General features: G+C 70.0%; 25 protein-coding genes and 2 pseudogenes. 10 read left to right on the top strand and 17 right to left on the bottom strand.

The window, feature by feature from the left end:
- Positions 1-139: 139 nt before the first annotated feature.
- From lanKC to K2224_RS37015, 6 genes and pseudogenes are all read right to left on the bottom strand, one after another.
- On the bottom strand, positions 140-2,827 hold the full coding sequence (lanKC, locus tag K2224_RS37040) for a class III lanthionine synthetase LanKC (protein ID WP_221911486.1): 2,688 nt from the start codon (positions 2,825-2,827) through the stop codon (positions 140-142).
- A gap of 206 nt (positions 2,828-3,033) precedes the next feature.
- On the bottom strand, positions 3,034-3,600 hold the full coding sequence (locus tag K2224_RS37035; protein WP_221911485.1) for a LuxR C-terminal-related transcriptional regulator: 567 nt from the start codon (positions 3,598-3,600) through the stop codon (positions 3,034-3,036).
- A gap of 605 nt (positions 3,601-4,205) precedes the next feature.
- Positions 4,206-4,459 (bottom strand): annotated as a pseudogene (locus K2224_RS37030) (cold-shock protein).
- 341 nt (positions 4,460-4,800) lie between these two features.
- The gene (locus K2224_RS37025; RefSeq protein ID WP_221911483.1) at positions 4,801-5,721 is read right to left on the bottom strand and encodes an NADP-dependent oxidoreductase; all 921 of its coding nucleotides are present in this window, start codon (positions 5,719-5,721) and stop codon (positions 4,801-4,803) included.
- Positions 5,722-5,873: 152 nt separating this feature from the next.
- Positions 5,874-7,949 (bottom strand): DUF5107 domain-containing protein, encoded by a 2,076-nt coding sequence (locus tag K2224_RS37020; RefSeq protein WP_221911482.1) that lies wholly within the window; start codon positions 7,947-7,949, stop codon positions 5,874-5,876.
- 108 nt (positions 7,950-8,057) lie between these two features.
- On the bottom strand, positions 8,058-8,963 hold the full coding sequence (locus tag K2224_RS37015; RefSeq protein ID WP_221911481.1) for an arginase family protein: 906 nt from the start codon (positions 8,961-8,963) through the stop codon (positions 8,058-8,060).
- Between the two features lie 139 nt (positions 8,964-9,102).
- Between K2224_RS37015 and K2224_RS37010 the strand changes: the two genes are divergently transcribed.
- Complete coding sequence (locus K2224_RS37010; protein WP_221911480.1) at positions 9,103-9,438, top strand: DUF6204 family protein; 336 nt, start codon at positions 9,103-9,105, stop codon at positions 9,436-9,438.
- A gap of 401 nt (positions 9,439-9,839) precedes the next feature.
- The gene (locus K2224_RS37005) at positions 9,840-10,070 is read left to right on the top strand and encodes a hypothetical protein (protein ID WP_221911479.1); all 231 of its coding nucleotides are present in this window, start codon (positions 9,840-9,842) and stop codon (positions 10,068-10,070) included.
- A 62-nt stretch (positions 10,071-10,132) separates the two neighbouring features.
- On the opposite strand, the gene K2224_RS37000 is transcribed toward K2224_RS37005, so the two are convergent.
- Positions 10,133-10,576: a hypothetical protein gene (locus tag K2224_RS37000; protein WP_221911478.1), complete on the bottom strand. Its 444-nt coding sequence runs from the start codon at positions 10,574-10,576 to the stop codon at positions 10,133-10,135.
- A gap of 301 nt (positions 10,577-10,877) precedes the next feature.
- On the opposite strand from K2224_RS37000, the gene K2224_RS36995 reads away from it, so the two are divergent.
- Positions 10,878-11,132 (top strand): hypothetical protein, encoded by a 255-nt coding sequence (locus K2224_RS36995; RefSeq protein WP_221911477.1) that lies wholly within the window; start codon positions 10,878-10,880, stop codon positions 11,130-11,132.
- A gap of 241 nt (positions 11,133-11,373) precedes the next feature.
- Here K2224_RS36995 and K2224_RS36990 read toward each other — a convergent pair whose 3' ends face one another.
- Entirely contained in the window at positions 11,374-11,565 is a 192-nt protein-coding gene (locus tag K2224_RS36990) for a hypothetical protein (protein WP_221911476.1), read from the bottom strand.
- Between the two features lie 55 nt (positions 11,566-11,620).
- Here K2224_RS36990 and K2224_RS36985 point away from each other — a divergent pair, with 55 nt between their 5' ends.
- Together K2224_RS36985 and K2224_RS36980 are read left to right on the top strand one after the other, a co-directional pair.
- Positions 11,621-12,127, top strand: coding sequence for an NUDIX hydrolase (locus K2224_RS36985; protein ID WP_221911475.1), 507 nt, complete (start codon positions 11,621-11,623; stop codon positions 12,125-12,127).
- A 71-nt stretch (positions 12,128-12,198) separates the two neighbouring features.
- Complete coding sequence (locus K2224_RS36980) at positions 12,199-12,663, top strand: GNAT family N-acetyltransferase (protein ID WP_221911474.1); 465 nt, start codon at positions 12,199-12,201, stop codon at positions 12,661-12,663.
- 86 nt (positions 12,664-12,749) lie between these two features.
- Here K2224_RS36980 and K2224_RS36975 read toward each other — a convergent pair.
- The 3 genes and pseudogenes from K2224_RS36975 to K2224_RS36965 all read right to left on the bottom strand — a co-directional run.
- Positions 12,750-12,945: pseudogene (locus tag K2224_RS36975) on the bottom strand (transposase); the annotation flags it as partial.
- An 82-nt stretch (positions 12,946-13,027) separates the two neighbouring features.
- Positions 13,028-13,282: a DUF6332 family protein gene (locus K2224_RS36970; protein WP_221911473.1), complete on the bottom strand. Its 255-nt coding sequence runs from the start codon at positions 13,280-13,282 to the stop codon at positions 13,028-13,030.
- A 94-nt stretch (positions 13,283-13,376) separates the two neighbouring features.
- Positions 13,377-13,712 (bottom strand): deoxyxylulose-5-phosphate synthase, encoded by a 336-nt coding sequence (locus tag K2224_RS36965; protein WP_221911472.1) that lies wholly within the window; start codon positions 13,710-13,712, stop codon positions 13,377-13,379.
- Positions 13,713-14,115: 403 nt separating this feature from the next.
- On the opposite strand from K2224_RS36965, the gene K2224_RS36960 reads away from it, so the two are divergent.
- Together K2224_RS36960 and K2224_RS36955 are read left to right on the top strand one after the other, a co-directional pair.
- On the top strand, positions 14,116-15,213 hold the full coding sequence (locus K2224_RS36960) for a hypothetical protein (RefSeq protein ID WP_221911471.1): 1,098 nt from the start codon (positions 14,116-14,118) through the stop codon (positions 15,211-15,213).
- Between the two features lie 122 nt (positions 15,214-15,335).
- Positions 15,336-15,491 (top strand): hypothetical protein, encoded by a 156-nt coding sequence (locus tag K2224_RS36955; protein ID WP_221911470.1) that lies wholly within the window; start codon positions 15,336-15,338, stop codon positions 15,489-15,491.
- 183 nt (positions 15,492-15,674) lie between these two features.
- Here the strand turns inward: K2224_RS36955 and K2224_RS36950 are convergent, their stop codons facing one another.
- From K2224_RS36950 to K2224_RS36935, 4 genes are all read right to left on the bottom strand, one after another.
- Complete coding sequence (locus K2224_RS36950) at positions 15,675-16,079, bottom strand: glyoxalase superfamily protein (protein ID WP_221911469.1); 405 nt, start codon at positions 16,077-16,079, stop codon at positions 15,675-15,677.
- On the bottom strand, positions 16,076-16,690 hold the full coding sequence (locus K2224_RS36945; protein WP_221911468.1) for a GNAT family N-acetyltransferase: 615 nt from the start codon (positions 16,688-16,690) through the stop codon (positions 16,076-16,078). The genes K2224_RS36950 and K2224_RS36945 overlap by 4 nt, the downstream gene beginning before the upstream one ends.
- Before the next feature lie 135 nt (positions 16,691-16,825).
- On the bottom strand, positions 16,826-18,268 hold the full coding sequence (locus tag K2224_RS36940) for a CoA transferase (RefSeq protein WP_221911467.1): 1,443 nt from the start codon (positions 18,266-18,268) through the stop codon (positions 16,826-16,828).
- 59 nt (positions 18,269-18,327) lie between these two features.
- Positions 18,328-19,236, bottom strand: coding sequence for a DUF2867 domain-containing protein (locus K2224_RS36935; RefSeq protein WP_221911466.1), 909 nt, complete (start codon positions 19,234-19,236; stop codon positions 18,328-18,330).
- 46 nt (positions 19,237-19,282) lie between these two features.
- Between K2224_RS36935 and K2224_RS36930 the strand changes: the two genes are divergently transcribed.
- From K2224_RS36930 to K2224_RS36920, 3 genes are all read left to right on the top strand, one after another.
- Positions 19,283-19,963 (top strand): TetR/AcrR family transcriptional regulator, encoded by a 681-nt coding sequence (locus K2224_RS36930; protein ID WP_221911465.1) that lies wholly within the window; start codon positions 19,283-19,285, stop codon positions 19,961-19,963.
- A gap of 178 nt (positions 19,964-20,141) precedes the next feature.
- Positions 20,142-21,329 carry a cytochrome P450 gene (locus K2224_RS36925; protein ID WP_221911464.1) on the top strand — a complete coding sequence of 396 codons (1,188 nt, stop codon included), beginning with the start codon at positions 20,142-20,144 and terminating at the stop codon, positions 21,327-21,329.
- 49 nt (positions 21,330-21,378) lie between these two features.
- On the top strand, positions 21,379-21,573 hold the full coding sequence (locus K2224_RS36920) for a ferredoxin (RefSeq protein ID WP_221911463.1): 195 nt from the start codon (positions 21,379-21,381) through the stop codon (positions 21,571-21,573).
- 198 nt (positions 21,574-21,771) lie between these two features.
- Here K2224_RS36920 and K2224_RS36915 read toward each other — a convergent pair whose 3' ends face one another.
- Positions 21,772-22,746: an amidohydrolase family protein gene (locus K2224_RS36915; protein ID WP_221911462.1), complete on the bottom strand. Its 975-nt coding sequence runs from the start codon at positions 22,744-22,746 to the stop codon at positions 21,772-21,774.
- A gap of 129 nt (positions 22,747-22,875) precedes the next feature.
- Complete coding sequence (locus K2224_RS36910) at positions 22,876-23,592, bottom strand: SDR family oxidoreductase (RefSeq protein WP_221911461.1); 717 nt, start codon at positions 23,590-23,592, stop codon at positions 22,876-22,878.
- Positions 23,593-23,701 lie beyond the last annotated feature (109 nt).

Genomic DNA, 23,701 nt, shown 5'->3' with positions numbered 1-23,701 from the left:
CTCACCTGGTGCGTCGCGCGATGCGTCACAGACAACCGATGTCGGCGTGGAGGAGCGTGCTCAGCACGTTGCTCGGAGTGAGCGAGGGACCGTGCGTGGTCTCCATCTCCTGCAGCTCCAGGATCATGGCCATGGTGGTTCACCTCCTTTCTTGTCTAGGTCCTGCGGGATCGCAGGTCTGGGTCTGCCGGGGCGTGGCGGCGCCCGCCGGCAGGAAGGGCAGGAAGTCGCGGCGGTCGTCGAAGACCGCGGTGAGGGCGAGCAGTACGCCTGCCGCCCCGGTCGCCAGGTCCGTGGAGAGCCGGTAGAGCTGTTCGCCCGGGAAGACCAGCCGGCCGTGGCGGATCTCGGCGTACCAGGACAGCCGGTTCAGGTGCGTGCGCACGGCGGGGTCGTCCAGAGCGGGACGGGAACCGGTGGCCGCCAGAGACGCCAGCACCCCGGCGTGACCGGTGAACAGCCCTGGGAAGATCCCGGACTCGGCCCGGCAGGTACGGCGGATCCGCTCGTACGCGTGGGCGAGTTGGGCATCGTCGCACTGCCGGAGCAGTTCGCCGAGCACCGGGGCCATTCCGGCGGTGCCGATGCCCAGATGGGGCATCAACCTGTGCTGCTCGCGGACCTGCAAGGTGTCGCCCGGTCCGGTCTCGCAGTCTGCCAGGTCCCGGTGCAGCGCGGCCCGCGCCAGGTCGAGGAACTCCGGGTCGGACGTGGCACGGAAGCAGTGCAGGAAGAACAGGGCGACGCCGGTCGACCCGAACATCAGCCCGGCGGCGGTGGGCCGGTCCGGCCGCAGTGTGCCGGTGCGTATTGCGTCGGCCAGACGCCCGGCGACCGTCAGTGCCCGGTGTCGGCAGTCCGCGTCCGCGGTGCCGAAGTGCAGGAGGTTCAGCCCCATTCCGGCGAGCCCGGAGTGGAGGCCGGCGAGGGGCGGTTCGGCATCCGTCAGATCCACCGCGCGGTCCAGGACGGCCAGTGCGGGGACGCGGTGCCCCAGCCGGTCGAGGACGTAGGCGATTCCGTGCAGCCCGTCGTAGAAGCCGGGCTGGGGCGCGTCCCAGCGCTTCACCGCGCGGATCAGCCAGTCGACATGCTCGGGGTCGGGCGGCAGACCGGCCTCGGCCAGGGCGAGCAGCACACCGGCCGCGCCGTGCGCGATGTTGAGTCCGCCGGTGCGGAACTGCTCGACGTCGCCCGGGAACAGCCGGTCGGATCGCTGCGGGGTGGCCGCCGCCAGGATGCCCTCGGCGATCGACCGGCGCAGCTGCGGCCAGTCCTCCGGCTTCGGGTCGCCGAGTGCCTGGAGAACGGGTTGGTGCACGTGGTCGGCCGTCGCTCCGGAGGTCTCGTGCCGAGGCCGAAGGTCGCGGCGCAGGGCGGCGACGAAGGGCTCGGGGACTCCGAAGCGGTCGGCCAGCACCTGGAGGAAGAGCTCGGACTTGCCGGGGTTCCCGGTCTGCAGCACGGGCGCGACGGACACGAACACCCACAACGCCGTGGCGGCGAGCCCGTAGTGGTCGATGGCCGGGCCGGTGCAGCCCTCCGGGGGAACGAACCCGGGCGCGCCCAACGTCGGACGGTCCGCCGCGCCGATGGGCAGCGCCAGCTCGAAGTCGACCAGCACGACGCTGCCGTCCGGGCGCAACAGGATGTTGGAGGGGTGGACGTCACCCACCACGACGCCCCGGGAGTGGATCGCACTCAGCGCGGCGCGCACCTTCCCGACGACCTCCACCGCCCAGGCTGCGAAGTCCGCGATCTCCCTGGCCGACGGCTCAGGCTTGGTGTACGGATGCCGGCCGGCCGCAGCCTGGGTCAGGGTCTCCCCCTCGATGTACTCCTGGACCAGGAAGTGGTGTTCCCAACAGGTGAAGTCCCCGAGCACCCGGGGCACCACCGCCAGTCCGGCGAGCTGGTCGAGGATGGCGTGCTCGTGCCGGAGCCGCGCCACCGCGTCCACCCCGTCGGTGTCCAACCCGGCCAGCGGGCGGGCTTCCTTGAGTACCACGCTCCGCCCGGTGTCCGGATCGGTCGCGAGGTAGACGCCGCCCGCGTTGGAGAAGTGCAACGCCTTCTGTACCTCGTACGGGAACGTGCCGGCGCCGTTGTTGCGCGCGGCCATCGCCTCGGTCAGGAAGGGGGGCGGCTCGACCCACGGCGGCACGCGGAAGGCCGGCCCGCGGAGGTCCGGCACCAGTTGTCCGGTCCGCGGATCGGTCAGCGCCGGGACCGGCTCGCCGTTCCGGCCGCGACAGGTGCGGTGCTGGAAGGCGCCGTAGCGCACGAACAGAGGGCCGTTGCGCCACCGGAGGTCGCTGAGGACGTACGGGCCGGGCCGGCCGTCGAGCGCGTCGCCCAGTTCGGTGAGCGCCCCCGACAACTCTTCGGCGGAGTTCGGGTAGATCGTGCAGAACTTGCCGCTGGATCCGCGGTCGGCGTACTTGGCGTTGGTCAGTTGCAGAACCTGCCGGCTGCGCAGGAACTTGAACGCGATCCGGCGCTCGACACAGTGCTCCCACACCACGCCCAACACCTCCTCCGCATTGTCCAGGCCCGCCGAGACATGGACCTTCCAGCCCTGCTCGGGAAGGCGGTGGTCGGGCGGGAGTTGGAGCACCCAGAGTCCCTGCTCGAACCGCTGCCAGCCGCCGGGCGGCTCGGCACCGGCCCTCGTGAATCGGCTTGCCGAGTCGTCCCAGCGCTGCGCGGTGTCGTAGAAGTCCGGATCGGCCAGACAGTGGGCGAGGTAGAACGCCGCCAGCTCCATCGGAATCAGCCCCCAAAGGTCGCCGCAGTCACGGCCGGGAGTAATCATGATTATCGGCACGTCCGACTAAGGGTGAGTCCACACAACTGAGGACTTGCCAGTGCCCACACCGCGGACTGGAGCGGCCGAATCCGGTCGGTCCGGAGGGTGTCGAGTTTCCGAAGCCCCTATAATGCGGCCGCTGTCCGGGGCGCGTGAGAACGGTGGGACGAAAGCCCCGAAATGATGTCGCATCCGAGGTCCCGGAATCGGGGACTTGACCACCGTCAGTTCGGCTGGCAGCCGAGCATCAGTTGCAGCCGCGCCTCTCTGGCGACACGGGCGAGGCGAATGGGCCCGGAGATGGCGCACTTCGCTCGGACCCGGCGGACGTATGTCTCCACTGTGCCGACGGCCACGCCCATCCGACGGGCCGCCTGCGCATGGGTGAGCCCGATGGCCAGATAGCCGAGCAACTCCACCTCCCGCGGCGCCAGTTTCGGGGTGACCGGCCTGCTGTTGCCGCGGATCAGTTCCGCCACCGGTCGATGCAGATAGGTGTGGCCGCGGGCCACACGCAGCACCGCCTCCCGGAAGGCCATCGCGTCGGCGTCCGTGGTCAGATAGCCGTCGGCTCCGGCATCGAGCAGGGCCAGGGCAGCCGCCGTGGTGACCGACGTGCACAGCAGCACCAAACGGCAGACGACGGCCAGGTCATGGGCCAGCCGCAGCAGGCCCAGGTCCCGCCGCGAGTGGAGGCCGAGGACCAGCACGTCATAACCGGACAGCTCGTCGACCGCCGGCATCTCCGAGAAACACCGCATCGACCGGATCTCGGGAGTGGATGCGAACATCGGCGGGATTCCGTGGCGGATGACCGGGGCCTCGCCCACCACCGCGACGGAGATTCCCGCGTACCGGCGGTCTTGCCGATTACTCGGACGAGGTAAGCCGACAGACTCGTGCTCCGCTACCAACTCATTCTCCCTTGCGATGAATTCACGACCGCCTCGGGGGTGCGGGGCAGATCGGAGTCCCATCGGCCGGCCGCACCTCGATGGCGATGCCTTATGGCGATGCCTTGTTTCGTCAGGGGTCGGTGAAAGCGAATATCTGGCAGGAAATTCCCGGCCCATTGCACCAACAGGCAGAGAAGCCCTGCGATCGACACTTCACCAAGACTCGGGCCACGTGGCCCGGGGTTCCCGAGGATCTCACTCGCATGGGTGATCAAGGTCTCGTGACAGCCATGGTCGGGGCGAGCCCTCGCGCGCCCCGACCTCGGTTCCCGGAGGTGTCACGTGGTGCAGCACCCCGCCCGATCACCTCCGCGGTCACCGGCGCCGACCCGAATCCGTCGAGGAGGTCCCCGGTGGCCAAGCGCTTCCACGACCGCGATCGCGCATGAGCAGGACAGCGGGCCCGGCCCGTACTGGAGCCGGCCGATCAGCCGACCCGACTACGGGCCCGTCGCCACCCCAGAGGGGCGCCTACTCCGGCGGCCGCTTTCGGCCCGCATCCCCTTCTTGTGCCTCTGAACGGCTTCACAGGAGAACTTCTCCCCGCCTTCAGGGACTTGAAGCCGTTGCCCTCGGTCGCCCCGGAATGAACGTACGGATCGGACCCGGATTCCGGCGCGATGAAGACATACCCCTTTTCCCCATTGAACCACTTCACGGATTCGTTCTGGCCTTTGGTAGCGAGTTTCCCCAATCACCCAACTTGGCGTCTGCCAACCGAGGTTGGGCGTCGCATCGAACGTGCCTGGGGCCTGCCGTCGCCGGATGTCAGGGCGGCCTCCGTCTGATCACCGGCATGGCACCGGCATGGCCACGGAGCGGCCCGTGAAGGCCGTGAGTGGGCTCGACGACCGCCGCTGAGACCCAAACGGCGAAGCTCCCGGGCCACCGCTCGGGCGCCTCGGGCATCTCGCGCTCAAGCTCGTGACGCGGGCGGGGCAGAGGGCTTCCAGGTCATCGTTCGCGCTCCACTCGGCGCCTCGCCGCCTTCCTGGTTGCCTCCCGCCTCCCTGCCCTCCGCTCCGTCACGCCCTGTCACACCTCCAGGACGATCTTGCCTCGGGTTCGGCCGGCCATGCTGAGTCGAAATGCCTCGGCGGCCTCTCGGAGCGGGAAGGACGCATCGACAGGCACGGTGAGCTTGCCCGCGTCCGCGAGGATGGCCAGTGCGGTCAGGTCGGCGGTGTCGGGTCTGACCCACACCATGTGGCCGCCCTTCGCGCGCACTTCGCCGTCGGCGATGGACGCCACCCGGCTGCGGTCCTTGAGCACCTCTTGCGAGAGTTCCACCGCACCGCCGCCGACGAAGTCCAGGGCGGCGTCGACGCCTTCGGGCGCCAGGGACCGCACCCGGTCCGCGAGCCCGTCGCCGTAGGTCACCGGTTCGGCGCCCAGGGACCGCAGGAAGTCGTGGTTGCGCTCACTGGCCGTGCCGATCACGCGGGCCCCCTCGGCGACCGCGATCTGGACGGCCAGTGAGCCGACTCCACCTGCGGCGGCGTGCACCAGCACCAGGTCGTCGGCCTTGACCCGGACCCGCTTGAGCGACTGATAGGCCGTCAGCCCGGCGAGCGGCAGTCCGGCGGCCTGCCGCCAGCTGAGCGACGCGGGCCTGCGCGCCAGGGTGCGCACCGGTGCCGCGACCAGTTCGGCGTAGGTGCCGTGCTGCACCTCGTCCTTGCGGACGTAGCCGATGACTTCGTCGCCCACCGCGTATTCGGGGGCGTCGGCGCCGACCGCCTCGACCACTCCCGCCACGTCCCACCCCGGGATGAGCGGGAAGTGGGCGTGCATCATGCCGTCCAGATAGCCCGCGACGATCTTCCAGTCGACCGGATTGACTCCGGCGGCCTTCACTCGGATCAGCACCGAGTCCGGCCCGACCTTGGGATCGGGCTGGTCGGAGTAGGTGAGAACCTCGGGGCCGCCATAACTGTTCGTAGTGATTGCCTTCATGACCGTCACAACATGTGACGCTCGGTGATGATTCCGCGGCTCTGCGATCTTTTCGAAGTGGCATATGCCAGTTCGTGCGAGGTGGGTGCCGGCCGGACGGCGTTGCCGGCGGGGGCATCCGCGACGCCCGGGCGGCGTCGGAGTCGCACCCGCTATGTACGCTTCGCCGGACGCATCCGGAACTCGTAGCGCTCCGGCAGCGGATCCTCCGCGCGGGCCCGCGCGACGGTGTCCGCGGTGACCGGGCCATCCCCCGCCAGCAGCCGTTCGGCGATGGCGTACCAGGTATCGCTCAACGTCTCGTCGCCCTCCCGGAGATCGGCGATCTCGAAGCCCTCGTCGAAGATCTCGCGCGCCGCCCTCGGCTGTCCCTGGGCCAGCAGGACCTGTGCCGCCAGCAGACGGAAGCGGCCGCGGGCGCGTTCGGCCGGGCGCAGGGCCGCCAGCATTCCGGCGGCGGTCTCGGCGCGGCCCGCCGCGAGCAGCACGGGCACCGCCTCCCGGACGAGGGCGGGCAGGACCTCCCGCCCGGCGCGGGCGGCGGCCGGGTCGCCGAAGGCAGCCGAGGCGTCGGAGGCAGTCGCGTCGTCGGAGGCGGCCGCCCCGGTGGCGCAGTCGAACGCCTCGGTGAACCGGTCGGCGGCGTGCGCCGTCTCGCCCGCGACGGACTCGGCGACGGCCAGGCAGTACAGCGGCAGGCACCCGGCGCCGTGCGCCAGCGCCCGCTCCCAACTGCGCACGGCCTGCGCCCGGTCGCCGGCGTGCCACTGGGCGAGCCCGAGGTGGTACTCGACGGCCGGCCCCGGACTGGCGGACTCCAGGAGGTCGCGCCAGGGCGGGGCGACCGGCGCCGGGCCGGGGACGGGGCCGGCGGCCGGCAGTTCGCCCGTCCTGAGCAGGGCCAGCCAGGGCTGCTGCTCGGCGCCCATGGTGGCGGGGTCGAACGGTGTGCCGGGGAGTTCCAGGCCGGTGCGGGCCACTTCGAGGGCGCCCCAGCCCGAGCCGGTGGCCAGCTTCTCCTTCGGCTCGATGTCGGCATACGGGAGCCAGGCCGCGTACGCGGCGTCGACGTCGTCCCGGGGCAGCGCCGCCGCCAGGCCGTCCTCCACGGCGGCGCGGGCCGCCGACCAGTCCGCGCCGTGCACGGCCGCGGGATCGGCGGCCAGTGGCCCGTACGCCTCCAGCCAGCTGAACTCCCCGCCGGCGTCGAGGGGGACGTGCTCCAGCTGGGTGCGGGCCAGCCCGGCCTGGATCTCGGCGTAGCCGCCGGTGCCCGGTGCGGTGAGCCAGCGCTGCCAGCGCCGTCCGGCCCGTCCGGCGCCCCATACGAACAGCTTGCGGCCGGTGAGGGTGGCGGTGGAGGTCTGCACCAGACCGCGGCCGTCGCGGTCGAGGGAAGCGATCCAGGGGCGTGCGCCCTCGGGCAGGTCGTAGAAGTAGTCCGCGGGGAACTCGCTCTCCAACGGGTAGGTGCGATCCGCCCCGTCGGACTCCGGTACCGGGACGTGCCGCAGGGTGCGCTCGTATCCGAAGTGCCAGGCGGCGTCGGCCGGAGCCAGTACGCGGGTGTGCGCGTCCTCGGGGACAGCGGTGTTGGACCACCAGTACACCGGGACGGTGTGGTGGTGCGGGTTGCGGATCCGTACGCCCACGTAGAGGAAGTCGGCGCCGTCGGGCAGCCACAGGTCCACCTGGAAGGGCAGGTCGCGCAGCCGCTCCCACTCCCACAGGCGGAGCATCTCGCCGCCGTCGGGGGCCGGGACCCGGGCCGCGTGCAGGGGGGCGCAGGAGAGGGTGGTGTGCCCGGTGGCGCCGATGTTCCACTCGATGCCGCCGGAGAACCACGCGCCGTTGAGGGCGAAGGCCGCGGGCTGCATCACCGGGTTGCGGTAGAGGAGTTCGCGGCCGGTGGGCTTGTGGTGGAGGGAGTGGATCCGGCCGCCGAGGCCGGGCAGGACGGTGGCGCGCAGCCGGTCGTTCTCGATGACCAGTGCGTCGAGGTCGGTGCTGTGGCGGTCCCGGCCGTAGCCGTCCCGCATCCGGACCGGGAGGAGGGAGCGCAGCGGCTGCCGGCCGATCTGCCGTGCCATGTCGGCAGGGAGCGCGGCGTCCTTGGGGATCTCGACGCGGTGCACGTCACCGGGGTCCCGAAGTGCGGGCAGCGGGTTGTCGGGGCCGAGGGCGGCCAGGGGCAGGGTCAGGGTGGTGCGTCGCACACTCGTGGCCACAGTCGCCTCGCAGGTTCGGACCGGACCCCCTCGGCTGCGGCGGCCCCCTGTTGACCATGGAACAACGTGATCGCCCGTCTGAACAGGGCTCCTGTCGGCCAGCTGGAGTCAGGGTTGCGCAAAGACGCCTTCGAGGAGATCGGCCAGCAGGACCGCCCCGGACCCATCGGGGTCGCGGTCCGGGTCGTAGATGGCCACGGTGATGCCCACACAGCGCGGGGAGGCGGCCAACGGGGCCAGCAGGGCACGCAGTTCGTCGGTGAACAGGCCGCCGGGATCGGGGCTGTCCACCGCGGGCATCACGGACGGGTCCAGCACATCGGCGTCCAGATGGATCCAGAAGCCGTCCAGCGGGGAGTTCTGGAGGTGCCGAAGGGCCGCCCTGGCGACCGCCTCCGGGCCGCGCCGCCGGATCTCCGCCACGGTGGTGCAGCTGATGCCCAGTCTGGCCAGCTCCTCCTGGCCCTCTTCCGCGTCGCGGGCCCCGAGGAGGCTCACGTCCTCGTCGCGGACATACGGGCGGAGCCCCTCGATGTCCGTCAGATCGGCCTGGCCGCGGCCGGTGATCTGGGCGATGCCCTCTCCTGCCGCGGCGCCGACGGGGCCGCACACATCGGTGTTCCCCGGATGCCGGAAGTCGGTGTGCCCGTCCAGATAGGCCACGCCGTACCGTCCCAGGCGTCGCAGCGCGAGCACCGCGCCGAGCAGGATGCTGCAGTCGCCGCCGAGGACGACGGGGAAGTCACCGCTGCGCACATGGCCCTGCACCCGGCGGGCGAGCCGCACGGTGTACCCGGCGATCGCCGCGGCGTGGAAGTCCCCGTCTCCCTCACGCCAGTCCCCCAGGCCGTAACGGGGCGGCACCACCACGCCGCCCTCCAGTGCCCCGAGCCGCCGCAGCAGTCCCTGCTCCCGCAGTGCTCCGGCGAGTTTGTAGCAACCAGGCACCGCTCCCGGGGCGGGCGGCCGCAGTCCCAGGTTGGACGGGGCATCGATCAGCACGTTCCGGCGCATACGACGATCTTATCGGGCGGTGCGCAAACGGCCTGTGGTTGCAGGGGGTTGCACGAAAATGCCCAGGCGGCCGGGCGTACGGACGCATAGCCTCTACTGCTGCACACGGGAACGGCACGGCAGAACGGAAGCGGTGGAGATGACCACGCAGCACACCTACCGAGTGATCGTCCGCGGCAAGTGGGACAACCTCACCGAGGAGGCCCGGACGACGCTGCTCACGGAGGCCGACGACCACGGGCTCGCCCAGATGAGGTTCACCCCCAAGGGCTCGCTGACCTACGACACCGCGCTGCACGCCTTCAGCTACCGCTACGTCATCGTCTCGGACGCCGAGTACGGCGAGGAGATGGCCGCCGCGCTCGGGGAGGAGAAGGCGGCCGAGGCGCTGCGGGCCGCGGACCTGGGATACCGGGAACTGCGGGCCACCGCCACCGACATGGACACCATGAAGATCAACCGGAAGGGCCGGTAGCGGCCCTCCCGTCGGCGTGCGCCAAGCGGGTTGGACGAAGTCGAGTGCTGATCCCTGTGAGCGCAAGGGAACGCACCTGTATGGGGCGAGAGGGGCCGGCAGTGCGTTTCGATCACCGGTTCCGGCACAGCTTCTGACCTCGATGTCCTCCGGGCCCGGGAATCCGGCCGGCCCCAGGGTGTCGTCCGGCATTCGGCTCGTTTCCACTGACAACTGGCAAAGGGCTGGCAGATCACCGGGGAGCATTCCGCAGCGGCCATCTGGTGGACCAGCTGCACCACCGCAACGAGCGCCACCGTCGGCGCACACGCCGACACGGGTGCCTACGTGGGCGACTCACCGCTTCAAGATGGGACTCTGGAGGTAGGAGGTCAGCGCCAAGCTTCGGAGGGTGAGTTCCGGTGGCGACAAGCATGCATCTGGTCTGGAGCTCGGTGGAGGCCGGGATCGTCGTGTACGAGACACACTCGATCGAAGTGGTCGATGACGGCGGCGTCCACGGCGAGGTGGCCAGCCACCGGTACGAGACCCCGGTCCGCAGCCGCGCGCACGCCGAGGAGATCGCCGCGGAGAACGACTACGAGCTCTTCCGCGAGGGTGCGGAGTGGGACAGCCTCCCGGAAGAGGGCTGAAGACTGGGCTTGAGCCCTCCCGGGCGACGAGCCCCTCGCACCGGACCACGAGGGGCGGGGCATCAGCGGGAGCTACCCGATGCGCGGCGGCGTGGCCGCAGCCGGCGGTAGCGCGTGTGCCTGCGGCCCGAAGCCGGTCGGTCTCCGAAAGCCGGGGCTTGCGGGGATCTCCCCACTGCTCCGCCGTGCAGCATCAGCAATGTGCCGGTGGTGAAGACCACCAGGAACAGCGCGATCGATCCGGTGGCCATCAGTACGGCGGGGGCGTGAAGGATCTGGTTGGCCAGGGCGAGGACCACGGCCGGCACGCTGCTTCCTGCGGACAGCAGCAGCATGGCGACGCCGATCGCGGACGGCGACATCGATTGGGCCTCGTTGGTGGCGACCTCCATCTTGGCGGGGCCGAGCTCCCACCTGAAGGTCAGTCCGGTGGTTTCCCTGAGTACGGCCGCGTCCGCGCGGTTGCTGGGTTCTTCCACGCTGAGGTCGAGATCCCTGGTGGCCATCTCCCACCCATCTCCCCTCAGCTGTCCTCCGTCTCCTGAACCGCTCACGCCCCGACGCTAGCGATCCGGTGTGAAGTGCATCAACTTCACTTTCCCTACCCTTACGTGACTGTTACTCAGCCCCGACGCAACGGTGACGGGGCCGGGCAATGTTCATACGCGATGCACGTCTTGCGCATGCATGGTGCGCGTATCATGCATACGATTGATTGACAGCGTATGGCCGGTCGGGCATCTTGGATGGTGTAGGGGTCTGGTCGGATCAGGCCGCGGACGGATCGGACGAAGGGGAAGCCGTCACATGCCCACCTCGCACAAGGGAGCCGCTGCCCAGGAGTGGCAGAGCGCCGGCCCGACTCGCATCACCGTCAACCTCGCCCCCAAGGCGGCCACCGCACTGGACCAGGCCGTCAAGCTCACCGGCGACACCAAGACCGACACCATCAACCGCGCCCTGCAGATCTACGCGTACCTGGAGAAGGTCACACAAGAAGGCGGCACCCTCTACACCAGGTCGGCCGACAGCGACGAACTCGAACGCCTCTACTTCGTCTGACCAGTCGAGCAGATTTGCCTCCTGACCTCTGCCGGGCGGAGCGGCGGCGACCATCGCCCCGGAGCCGACTGGGCACGTTGCGGCCGTCGATGAACCTCTGGCGATATCGGTCGAGCCATGGTCTGGCCGGTCACCGGACCGCCGAGGGCATGCACAGCCGTGCGCCGGCCCCGGTCCGCGTCGTCCGCACACTGCCGGCGTCCGGACAGGACGCGTGACGGCCCCTGTCCGGACACCGGCGTCAGCGATCCTCTGGATACGCGTCCTCGTCGTGCCAGTCGACGGTTCGGTCCTCATCGGGCAGGCCGTCCACCTCGTCCTCGGTGACGACTTCGCTGGACTCGTCCATGGCACTCATGATGCCGACGCTCCGGCTTGGAATGGTGACGGACACGGCCAGTTCGAGCACCGGCGTACGGCGGTCCACCATCATGGGTCAACCGATGTGCGTGCACGAACGGTTGGCGGCCTCCGCTTACGCTGCTGACATGCCTGATCAGGGAAGTTATCGCCGCGACTCCGCTCGTGTTCTGTTGCTCGACGATCTGGACCGCCTGCTCTTGCTGAAGTTCCATGTCGACCCGGACGCTCCCGAGAGCGGCCACGGATGGTGCACGCCCGGCGGCGGTGTCGAGGACGGGGAGACCCTGTCGGAGGCGGCAGCCCGCGAGCTTCGCGAAGAGACGGGCCTGTCCGTGGCACCAGAGGCTCTGGGATCAGCGGTTGCGGAAACCTCCGGATATGCAGATCTCGGATGGTCCGAAGGCATCTTCCGGGACGTCTTCTTCCAACTTCGCGTCACGAGCCACCAGGTTGACGTGACTGGCCAGGAGCCGAATGAGCGCAATTACCACGCCGGGTATCGCTGGTGGCCCATCGCTGACCTGGCAGCCACTAACGAGACGATCTATCCCTTCGGCCTGGCCAAATTGACGGCCGGGCTCGTGGCTGGTCATGTCCCCGCCGATCCGATTCAACTGCCCTGGCGCCACTGAGGGCTGCCTGCGGCACATATGACATGACAGCCACTTGGAAAAACCAAGCATCATGGATACGCTGCCGCCCCATGATCACTAGCGGTAGAGGTGACGGGTACGAGCTCTCTACGGACCCGGATCGCCTCGAAGTGGAACGAGTGCACCGTTGGCTCTCGACGGACGCGTTCTGGGCTCTGGGACGTACCCGGGAAACCGTCGAAGAGTCGGTGCGCGGCTCACTGAACTTCGCCATCTACGATGCCGGCGGTGACCAGGCTGCCTACGCTCGCGTGGTCACCGACCGTGCCACTTTCGCTTGGCTCTGCGACGTTTACGTTGCACCCGCCCATCGCGGCAAGGGACTTGGGACGTGGCTCGCGACCGCGGTTCGCGACCACCTTGCTCCCTATCGGCTCAAGCGTGTCCTCCTGTCGACCCTCGACGCGCACGAGGTCTATGCGAAGGCCGGATTCGCCCCGGTGCCGAACCCCGAGAACTTCATGATTCTCAACGCCGAGGCGGGAGGGGAGCGGACAGTCTGCGCCAGCAGATGAGGGTGCAGGCGATGGGACGGACGGGATTCCCCGCACGAACGGTTCGAGTGCCCGGCTTTCGTGCAGATTCGCGCCGGAGATCCGCACGACCTTCGTCCACTCGGTGAACCTGCGGTGGGTCTCCGCACCGGACGGCCCGAACGACGCGGCAGGCAGTTGCTGCCCCGTACAGCCCGACGTCGCCACGAACACGATCGCCGCCGGCACCACCCGGTCACCGTGGCGGCGTCGGCCACCACCCTGAGGCCGCGACGGCGCCTCCGGCACCACCCGCTGGAACAACTACTGCCACAACTCACCCGGCACCAGCCGCTCGACGATCCCCGCGCCGGCAGGCTGCCGACATCAAGGAGAAGGCCCGCAGTCAGCGCCCCAGTCGGCGCTGCTTGTCAAACCGAAGCAGCACCCGGACCAGCCGCCACATTCCGGCCGCCGCTCCGAGCAATGCCCCCACCGCCAGCACACTCTTCTTCGCTGAGCCAGAGATGCCAAAGGCCGGTGCGAGAGTCAGAGCGACAGCGAAGACCGCCGCTGCCAGCGCGACGGCAGTCACCAGGGCGAAAACGATCTCCACCGTCATTGCGTCCTCTTCCCACCGTGACTCACGCTCCAGGTCCATGCTGCCAGTCTCACATCACGGTCAGGCCATGGCGCCTGGGCCGGGCAGCCTGACTCTCACGTGCGGAGGCGCACTTACCAATTGAGGTGGCTTCTCAGTGCAGTTCGCGGCGGACCAACGCCTGGGCGAACGGCTCTCCAGTGGTCTGGGCGTAGTTCATTCGCTCGCGCACCTCCCTGAGGGTGCGAGGGCGGTAGCCGGGCCCGCCGCAGCAGCTCTTGTGGAAGCGCACTCCGGCGTGCAGCAGCACGGAGAGCGTGCGCCAGGCGGACGTGTCCCGCCTCTTGGGCGCCGCGAAGGCGGAGCCGACGTGGATCAGCGGTTCCGCGCAGCGTGGACAGACCCGGTCGTGGCTGTAGCGGTCGGGGTAGGGCTGCTTGTACGAACCCCGGCAGGGCAGGCAAACGTACGAGGTCTTTCCATGCGGCATGCGGCATGCGGCATGCGTAAATCGGCCGAAGCGCCGGCTCGATGGAATTTTGCCGTGTTGCGGCCCGGGTACCGCGGCCTGGTCACGGAGACGCGGTGGCCACCAGTGCTCCGTCTTCGGTTCGGTGCGTCGCCCTGACTTTCAGGGCCGGAAATTGACACACCAGCCTGTCGCCGCGGTACATCCAGTGCTCGAACTCGGTTGTGCGTTCCGGGATGCGGCGCTGCTGGGGGTAAGTGAGGGGCCCATAGGGGGTTGTCTGGGGCCACCGGCGATTGGCAGGCTCGTCTGAGCCCCGACCGGCGTCAAGACCGGAGCAGGAGACAGACAGGGGCTGAGACGACGTTGCCGATGCCGACAGCAGTTGCAAGTATGCGCACCCCCAGGAAGGTACTGATACAAGGTGTCCACAGTTCACCAGAACACTTACGCACACGTCCTGCAAACTGCGGCAACCGAATTCGTGGACAAGGTGGAAAGGGTCGGCCTGGCCAGTCTGCTTCGCGCCTATGGAACGAGCGGGCTGCGGAAGGACGCGATCGTCCGGGACCGTCCGCGCCTTGTGCCGGAGATGGGTGATGCCGTCGATCTGCTCTGTCTGTCCCGGCCGGTTCCCGCCCACAAAGCAGTATCGATACTGACCGATCCGATACTCGATCATCTCCTCGGTATCGGCGCCGCAACGGCATCCGGTGGAGATGTCGAGCTCTCCCACATCAGGCTGGTCGAGCACTTCGGTCGGCTTGTCTTCGTCGGTGCCGTCAACAACAATGGATTCGGCTGGTACGGCCGCGACTCGATAGGCATCGGGCGGCAGCTCATAGGTGCACGGGGCAGGTGTCTCGACGTCTGCTCGTCCACCGGCTGCCAGACGACCGTCATGGCCGCCTCGGCGACCTCTGTGACGGCAGTCGAAATCGATGAGCAAGTGGCGCCCCTGTTCGAGCTGAACATGTGCATCAACAGGTCCCGGGCGAAGGTGGATGCCCTGTGGTGTGATGTGCGTGAAGCGGAATTTGACACATCTTTCGACACCATCGCCATCAACGCCCCGATGATGCCCACATTCGGCATTCTCGATCTGCCGTGGACGGGACACGGTGGACCGGACGGCACCATGCTGCTGAACGCGGTGATGCAGCGGGTCCCACTGGCCGAACACGGCAGACTGGTGGCGAATGCCATGATTCTCGGCAACGAGCATGACCTCGAAGCCGACTGGCTGCGTCAACTGGCCGAGGAGCGCGGCTGGGCCGTCACGGTCATTCCCACCGATCACGAACCCCTCACCGCGGATTCCTCGTTCGTACGGTCGGCCTTGGCGGCGTACTCGGCCGTCAAGCCAGATGACATGGATTCCGTGATGCAGGAGCTTTCCACGTCCTGGACGGCGAATGCCACCGACCGTCTCTACTTCGCCCTCGTCTGCGCGACGGCCGGGTCCGGCCCTGCGTTCAGCATCGCTTCGACGGCGCTGAAGGGCGATCGGTGGTGCCTGTGATGAACTCCTACGGCAGCTGTAGATAGCGGGTATCTGAAAAGCCCGTCAGCCGGGCGCAGTTGGGGGCTTTGAGAGTCGCCGTGAAAGGTGCAGGCTCATGGCCGGGTGGATCACGTCCTCCCGTGCTCCACGATGAGGGCACCGGCTACTACGTCAGCATCAGCGGCAACTCCACCCGTGACGGCGCCTGGGCCGTCCAGACCCCCTATGCCAGCAGCGACGGGCAGTCCTACCCCGTGGGCAACGAGACCTTCTACCTCCACCCCACACCCCGGTAGGCGCCAACCCACCTATCCGGGCACGGTTGAAGGGTGTCTGTCCGGCAGATGCCGGACAGACGCCACGGCCGGCACCCATAGGCGTCCCGCGCCTCGGCGCACGGCACGAAACACGACCCGCGGGTGTGTTCCCGGCCGACCCGTCAGGCCAGCACGTCCGGACCTCGGTCGCGGACCGAGTCGTCAGCTCCACTCCCCCTCCGGGAGCGGCTCGTTGAAGCGGATCCGGTTGCCGAAGGGGTCGGTCAGGGTGAGGCAGGTGCCGAACTCGTCCTCCTCCAGGCCGGGGCGCAGGTTCGGGTAGTCCTTGGCGGCCAGTTCGGCGTGCAGGGCACGCACCCCGGTCAGTTCGACGTACACCGTGGAGCCGGGGGTGGCGTCGCCGTGGTGCTCCGAGAGGTGCAGGACCAGTCCGCTGCGGGAGATCTGGGTGTAGAGCGGCATACCGGGCTCGAAGCGGTGCTCCCAGTCGACGGTGCAGCCGAGGTAGCCGACGTAGAAGGCGTGTGCGGTGGCCACGTCGAAGATCCGGAAGATCGGTACCGCGCGGCGGACGACGACGTCCCCCGGCTCCTTGGGGGCACTCACCGCGTCTCGCCGCCCCTCCGGGCGTCCAGGGCCGCCTCGTCGCCCTCCTCGTCCGCCGGGTCGTCCTCGTCCTCTGGGAGCATCTCGCGGGTGATGGCCCACCGTTCGTGGTCGCGCCAGGCGCCGTCGATGAAGAGGAAGTCCGGGGAGAAGCCCTCCAGGCGGAAGCCCGCGCGCTCGACCAGGGAGATCGACTCCTTGTTGGACGGCTGGATGTTGGCCTCCAGGCGGTGCAGGCCCAGGGGGCCGAAGGTGTGGCGGAGCACCAGCCGCAGTCCCTCGCTCATCAGACCCCGCCCGGCGGCGTGCGCGAAGACGCCGTAGCCGATGGCGCCGCTGAGGAAGCCGCCGTGCACGATGTTGTTGATGGTGAGGTAGCCCGCGATCCGTCCGCTGTCGTGCTCGCAGATCAGGAAGCCCTCACGGAGCGGTTCCTGGAGGCGCGCCAGATAGCCGTCGAACGCGTCGTCGGTATCCGGGGGGAAGAGCCAGGGCCGGTGCAGTTCGGCGCTCTTCCGGGCGAGGGCGGTGAATTCCTGCCGGTCCTCGGCGGCGAAGTGCCGGATGCCCACCCGGGGGCCACGTGCGAGATAGCGGTCGGTGCTCGTCATCAGCAGATCGTACGAGGGGCGGGTCGGGTGGGCCAACCACCCCTATTCGGGCGTGGTATGTCGCTCCGGGGCGGCTCCGGGGGCGGCGGGTGACCGGCCCGGAGCCGCAGGTCGCCGCCCCCGCGCGGGGCCCGTTCAGCGCCACGTGGGTGTGTCGGTGCCCCAAAGCCCCGGCGGTGTCGCCCAGTTCACCGGACTGCCTTCGAACGACACCGCGGGCAGGGTGTACCGCAGCCGCCCGGCGGGGCTGTCGGTTTCGCGGAGGTAGTGGGCAGGGTCGTAGTCCGTGGGGGCCGCGGGTTCCGTCGCGTCCTCGGAGGCGGGCGGTTCGGGCCTGTTCCCGAGGTCGTACATCAACCAGCGTGCCGTACGGGCCAGCGCCAGTGTCACCAGATGCGAACCGCCCGTCCGGGCCTGCTCGGTGAGGGCCCGCAGCACCGCCGCGGCCAGCAGGTAGCCGCTGCCGTGGTCCAGTGCCTGGGCGGGCAGCGTGCCCGGGGTGCCGTCGGCGTGCGCCTCCACGGCGGCGATGCCCGTAGCGACCTGGACGAGGCTGTCGAAGCCGCGACGGCGGCCCCAGGGGCCGCCGTCGCCCCAGGCGGAGATCCGGGCCACGACCAGTCCGGGGCGGCGTTCCGCGAGGGCCTCGGGGGCGAGTCCGAAGCGGTCGAGGGCGCCGGGGCGGTAGCCGGTCACCACCACGTCCGCCTTCGTGAGCAGTTCTTCGAAGGAGGCGCGGCCGGCGGCCGATCCGAGGTCGAGCGGGGTGGAGCGCTTGCCGAAACCGGTGTCGCTGTGGACGTCCTGGGGCTCGGGGAGCTGCGGGGCGTCGATGCGCAGGACGTCGGCGCCGAGGAGGGCGAGCGTACGGGTGGCGACCGGGCCGGCGAGCACCCGGGTCAGATCCAGGACACGCAGTCCGGCGGCGGGCAGCACCGGGTCGCCGGCGCGGGCCGGCAGCCCGCGCGGCGGGGCGCCGGCGGCCAGGATTTCCCGCGTCAGCAGCGGATGCCGGGCGACGGTGGCGCCCTGTGCGTGCGCGGACCACTCCCCCGGGGTGCGGACGGCGACGGCCAGCCCGCCGGCCGCGTAGACGGCCTCCTGGAGCTCCTCGGCGCCCCGTGCGGCGATCGCGGCCGCGGCCTGATCGGGGCCGGCGGTGTCCGGGAGGCCCAGCGCGTCGAGCAGGCGGGCGCGGTGGTGCGGGTAGTTGGCGTGGGTGCGCAGCCATCCGTCGGCGGTCCGCCAGAAGCGGGAGAGCGGCGCGAAGTTGGCGGGGGCGCGGCCGTCGATCCGCAGGTGCCGTTCGCTGACGAAGGCGGTGGCCACCGCGCCGTCGTCGACCCGTACGGCCGGCAGCGGGCCGCCGTCGCGCTGTGCGGCGAGTTCGGCCGCGGCGAGTCCGCAGACGGCCACCGTGGCGCGGGCCAGGGCCATGACCGGGAGGCGGGCGGCCAGCAGGCCGGGCGGTCCGCCGTAGGAGATCCACCGGGTGAGCCCGGGGTCGCCGCCGAGGGCCGCCCATGCCTGCTCCGTGCCGAGGGTCTGCCGCTGTGCCGTGTCGTCTCGTTGCACCATGCAGCGAGTGTGGCACTGAGTGCCACCCATGACCAGTGGTTCGGGGTTCCCTGACCTCCCTACGGGGCGGCGCCCTCCCACCGCTCAGCCGCGCCGGGAGCCGCCAGGGCCACCGCGCGATGGACCCGGCGCAGCAGAACTCGCGCCATCAGGGGGTGTATCCGGCGGACGGCGGCCAAGTAGAGACGGCCGCCCAGGTGGTGGGTGCGGACGACCGTGCCGAGCGTGACGCGGTCGTCGTCGACCAGGAGCGATGCGCGGAAGTCCAGGTGCCCGGCGTCCTTGCCGAGCAGGGTCTCGCCGCCGCTCCGGTCGACCACGGGGAACCGGGCGGTGCGCAACGCCCGTTGCCAGGCTTCCGGTTCGCGCGGCATACCGGGCCGCAGCGGCAACTGCCAGGCGTCCTGGAAGTCCGTACGAGGAAAGGCACCGCGTGCCAGGAGCGCCCCTTCCGGGAGGGCGGCGGGCGTCGGCCGGTCCCACAGGAGGCGGTTGAGCAGCCGCACCCGGGGCGAGCGGCGGGCGGGGGTGCGGAGGCTTCCGGTGGCCGCCCGTTCGAGGTTGTCGAAGAGCTCCTCGACGACCGTCCCGTGGACGGCGCCGATGCCCAGGTGCCAGGCGATCCGGCGGCCCAACGGGAGCCGGGACTCCAGGACATGGTCGACCCGGCAGCGGTCCGGGCCCAGGGGGTGGACGGTGACCTCGTGGTGGCCGGGACTGTCCCCGGAGGGGCCCGGGGCGAAGGCGAAGCGGATGCGGCGGCCCGGCTCGTGGGCGGCGACGTGGTAGCGGACGGTTCCGTGGCCGCCGTCGGCGCCGACGGCCAAGGGGCGGTCGAAGCGCATGGGTGGCCAGACGGGTGTCGGGAAGAGCGGGTCGGGCTCGCCGCCGAGCCGGTCGACCAGGGCGCCCACGGCTTCCGCCGGGGCCTGGACGGTGCGGGTGTGGACGTCGCGGACCATGTGCACAGGACACCTCCGTACGGTGGCGTATGTTTTTACCGTACGGTAGCGTATGGTCATGGTGCGAGAGCGGACGAAGGCGAACGGCGGCACGGCGCGGCAGCGACTGACCGTGCAGGACTGGGCCGATGCGGCCCTGGCGGCCATGGGCGAGGGCGGCCTCGCGGCGGTCGCCGTGGAGCCGCTGGCGGCCCGCCTGGGCACCACCAAGGGCAGCTTCTACTGGCACTTCGCCAACCGCGACGCACTCATCGAGGCCGCCCTGGACCGCTGGGCGGAATCCCGCACCGAAGCCGTGATCGACGACCTCGCCGACGAGCCCGACCCCGGCGAGCGGCTCCGCCTCCTCTTCCGGCGCGCCACCCGCCGGGCCGCCGAGGACCCCCTGGAGGTCTCACTGCTGGCCTCCGCGACGGATCCCCGGGTGGCCACCGCACTCGCCCGGGTCACCGACCGCCGGATCGGCCATATCGCCGACCTCTTCGTCGAGTTGGGATTCCCGGAGGACGAGGCCCACCACCGCGGCCTGCTCGCGTACACCGCCTACCTCGGCCACACCCAGCTCAGCCACTCCGTCCCGCGCTCCCTGCCGGACGGCCCGGACCGCGAACGACACGTGGACGGAGTGCTGGAAACTCTCCTGCGCCCGGCGGGAACGCCCGGCGCGGGCCCGGACGTTCGACAGGCGAACCCGCCGCACCGAGCAGCGAAAGCAGCCGCCGAGGGGAGGTGACCGCGCCCAACCGCACCGCCGTCGCGCCGCGTTGACCGCAGGCGCCACAGCGGCACCCGACCCACCGCACCCCACGGAGATCAGCGCGGCACAGACCGCTCGCTCCAGGCATGTCACACGGCGGACCCCGGTGACGTCCCGGTGACGAGTACCTCACGCCACCCGCACGGGAGGATCCGTGACCAACACCATCTCCTTCCCCCAGGACCGCACCTGCCCCTATCACCCGCCGACCAACTACCGGCCGCTGCGCGAGTCGGGCCCGCTCGCCCACGTCACGCTCTACGACGGCCGCAGAATCTGGGCGGTGACGGGCCATGCCACGGCGCGGGCCCTGCTGGTCGACCGGCGTCTCTCCTCCAACCGGCAGAATCCGGCGTTCCCCATCACCCTGAAGCGGTTCGAGACGGCCCGTCGGGTGCGGACCCCGCTGCTCGGCGTCGACGATCCCGAACACAACGCCCAGCGGCGGATGCTGATCCCCAGCTTCAGCCTCAAGCGGACCGCCGCCCTCCGGCCGCGGATCCAGCGGATCGTCGACGAACTGCTGGACCGGATGCTGGCCCAGGGCCCGCCCGCCGAACTGGTCTCCGCCTTCGCCGTGCCCGTCCCCTCGATGGTGATCTGCCTGCTGCTCGGCGTCCCGTACGCGGACCACGAGTTCTTCGAGGACTGCTCCCGCCGCCTCCTGCGCGGGCGTTCGGCCCAGGAGAGCGAGGCGTCCCGGCTCGAACTGGAGGGATACCTGGGGGAACTGATCTCCCGTAAGGAGAGCGAGCCCGGCGACGGCCTGCTGGACGAGCTGATCGCGGAGCGGCTCCGCAGCGGCTCGCTGCGGCGCGGGGAACTGGTCCGGCTGGCCATGGTCCTGCTGGTCGCCGGCCACGAGACCACCGCCAACATGATCTCGCTCGGCACCTTCACCCTGCTCCAACACCCCGAGCAGCTCGCCCAGTTGAGGTCCGACGACAGCCTGGTGCCGGCCGCGGTCGAGGAGCTGCTGCGGTTCCTGTCCATAGCAGACGGCATGCTGCGGGTTGCGACCGAAGACATCGAGATCGGCGACCGCACCATCCGCACCGGGGACGGCGTGGTGTTCCCGACCTCGCTGATCAACCGCGACGAGGCGGCCTATCCGGCACCGGACGAGCTGGACGTCGGCCGCTCGGCCCGCCACCACGTCGCGTTCGGCTTCGGCATCCACCAGTGCCTCGGCCAGAATCTGGCCCGCGCCGAGATGGAGATCGCGCTACGCTCGCTCTTCCGGCGAGTCCCCGATCTGCGACTCGCCGTGCCGGCTGCCGAGATTCCGTTCAAGCCGGGAGACACTCTCCAGGGAATGATCGAACTGCCGCTGGCCTGGTAGCGCGATCGGCACCACCGGAGGCGGCACCGCCAACGAAAGGGGTCCCGAGATGCGGATCACCATTGACACAAACCTCTGTATCGGTGCCGGCCAGTGCGCGCTGACGGCCCCGTCGGTCTTCACCCAGGACGACGACGGTTTCAGCGCCCTGCTGCCGGGCCGTGAGGACGGCGGCGGCGACCCGATGGTGGCCGAGGCCGTCCGCGCCTGCCCCGTGCAGGCCATCTCGGTCACCGAGGACTAGGGCGCCTCTGACGCCGGCAGGACCCCGCCCGCGGACGTCACGGAAGACGCCGGCCCCCGGCCGGCACCCGGCAGCCTCGGCGAGCCGGACGGTCGCCTCGCGGCGGACGGCGAGCCTGGCGTCACGTGCCGCGACGCCGCGGGCCTGCTCGACAGGCCGATCCGGCACTCGACCTTGTTCCACACCTTGGCCACTTGCCTACAAGGCAATGCCGTACAGGGATGCCGCGTTGGCCGACGAGAACCGCTCGCGTTCCGCGTCCGACGAGAAGTGGCTCAGAAAGGAATCGATTTCCTTCCTGGTCGGCCGTTGGAACGGGTAGTCGGTCGAGAAGATCAACCGGTCCACGGTGGTGACGGACAGGGCGTGCTGCAGGAGTGCCGGATTGAGCACGCCGGAGCTGGTGATGTAGAAGTTCGACCGGATGTAGTCCGATACGGATCGCTCCAATCCGGCGATACGGGAGAGGCCGTCAGCTCGGTCGAGCCAGAAGAGCAGCATCTCTCCCCAGTGACCGAGTACGACTTGAAGGTCGGGATGGCGGTCGAACGTTCCTCGCAGTACCAGCCGGAGCGCCGCAGTCGCGGTGTCCAGGTGCCACCCCCACCCGAAAGTGGCGAGGGCGAGGTCCGTCATGGGATCGAATCCGCGATATGAGGCGTCTCGGACCGCGGTCGAGGGCAACTGCGGATGGATGAACACGGGCTGGCCGAGTTCTGCCGCAGCGGAGAAGAAGTCGTCGTAGGCCGGGTCGTCGAGGAACAGGTCCCCCGATCGGCCATGGACCATGGTGCCTGCATGCCCCATGCCCGCAGCTCTTTCCAATTCGCCCGCGACGTCCTTCGGTGACGACATGGGCAGAGTGGACAGCGCTCGGAAACGGGTCGGGTGCCGGGCGACGACAGCTGCGGCCATATCGTTCGCGGCGCGGCTCAGAGCCAGTGCCTTTCCGGGCGGCAGCGGCTGAACTCCCGGCGGTGCCAGGGCCAGGACGGACATGTCGATTCCCTGAGCGTCCATGGCCGCGATGCGGCCGGCCCCCAGATCCTCCAGGCGTTCCCGGTTGTCGCCCACCTCATGGAAAGCAAGGCTTTCGTCGGGCTGTGGCTCGGCTCGGAGCGCGGAGGTCACGTCCGGCATGATCCAGTGTTCTTCGATGGCGATGAGAGGCATGGTCGTCGTCCTTTGCGGTCTCCTGCATGGCGGCCACGTCAGACGCGGGTGACGAGGCGTTTGGAATGATGGGGCCGCTTACGGTGGCTGCCGGTCGTCGGACTGTCCGCAAGGGGTGCTCGGCGGGGCTCACCAGGGCACGGTCCGGCCCGAGCGGTCCAGATATGCCAGGCCAGGCGTGCCCAGTTGGGACAGCAGAACGTCCACCAGCAGCGGGACGCTCTCCTCGACGGTGAACGGCGCGTCCGGCCCCCCGAGCGCGGTGCGGATCCAGCCCGGTGCCAGCAGGGCGAAGCCGCGCTGCGTAGCGGCCTGACGGACCGCGAAACTGCGCATGAACATGTTCAGGGCCGCTTTGCTTCCCCGGTAGACCTCACGGCCTGCGGTCGTGTTGTTCGTGATGCTGCCCTGCCCGGACGACATCGCTCCGATGAGGCCCGTGGGGGACACCAGGTCTTCGAGCGCCTCGATGACGCGCATGGGGCCGAGCGCGTTGGTGATCATCACCTCGACGAAATCCTCTGTCGCCACCGTGCCGATCGGTGTCCACTCATTGTTCGTGGTACCGGCGTTGACGAAGAGCAGGTCGAGCTGACGCTCCGCAAGCCGCTCGTGCAGAGGCGCAAGGTGGTCGGGCTCGTTGACGTCGAGATGCTCGACGGCGACGCGGCCCTCGGCCCGGTCGGCGAGATCGTGCAGGGGGGTTCGCGCAGAGGTGTCGCGGACCGTGCCGACGACATCCCAGCCTCGGCCGAGGAACTCGGCCGCCATCGCGTGTCCGAGGCCGCGCGAGGCCCCGACGATGAGGGCGGTCGGCGTGCGCTGCCCTGTGACATCCAATGACATACGCGTCATCTCCGTTCCTTTGCATTGCGAGCACGCTTCGTGCGCCCTCGGCCCGGACCGCCGCGGGGCGACACCGGGGTGCGCACTGTTGTGGCTCTTCATCGGGACG

Origin of the sequence: Streptomyces sp. BHT-5-2 (assembly GCF_019774615.1) — a bacterium.
GTDB lineage: Bacteria > Actinomycetota > Actinomycetes > Streptomycetales > Streptomycetaceae > Streptomyces.
Note: the sequence above shows the minus strand (reverse complement) of the source record. Positions and strands in the feature narration are given on the sequence as shown.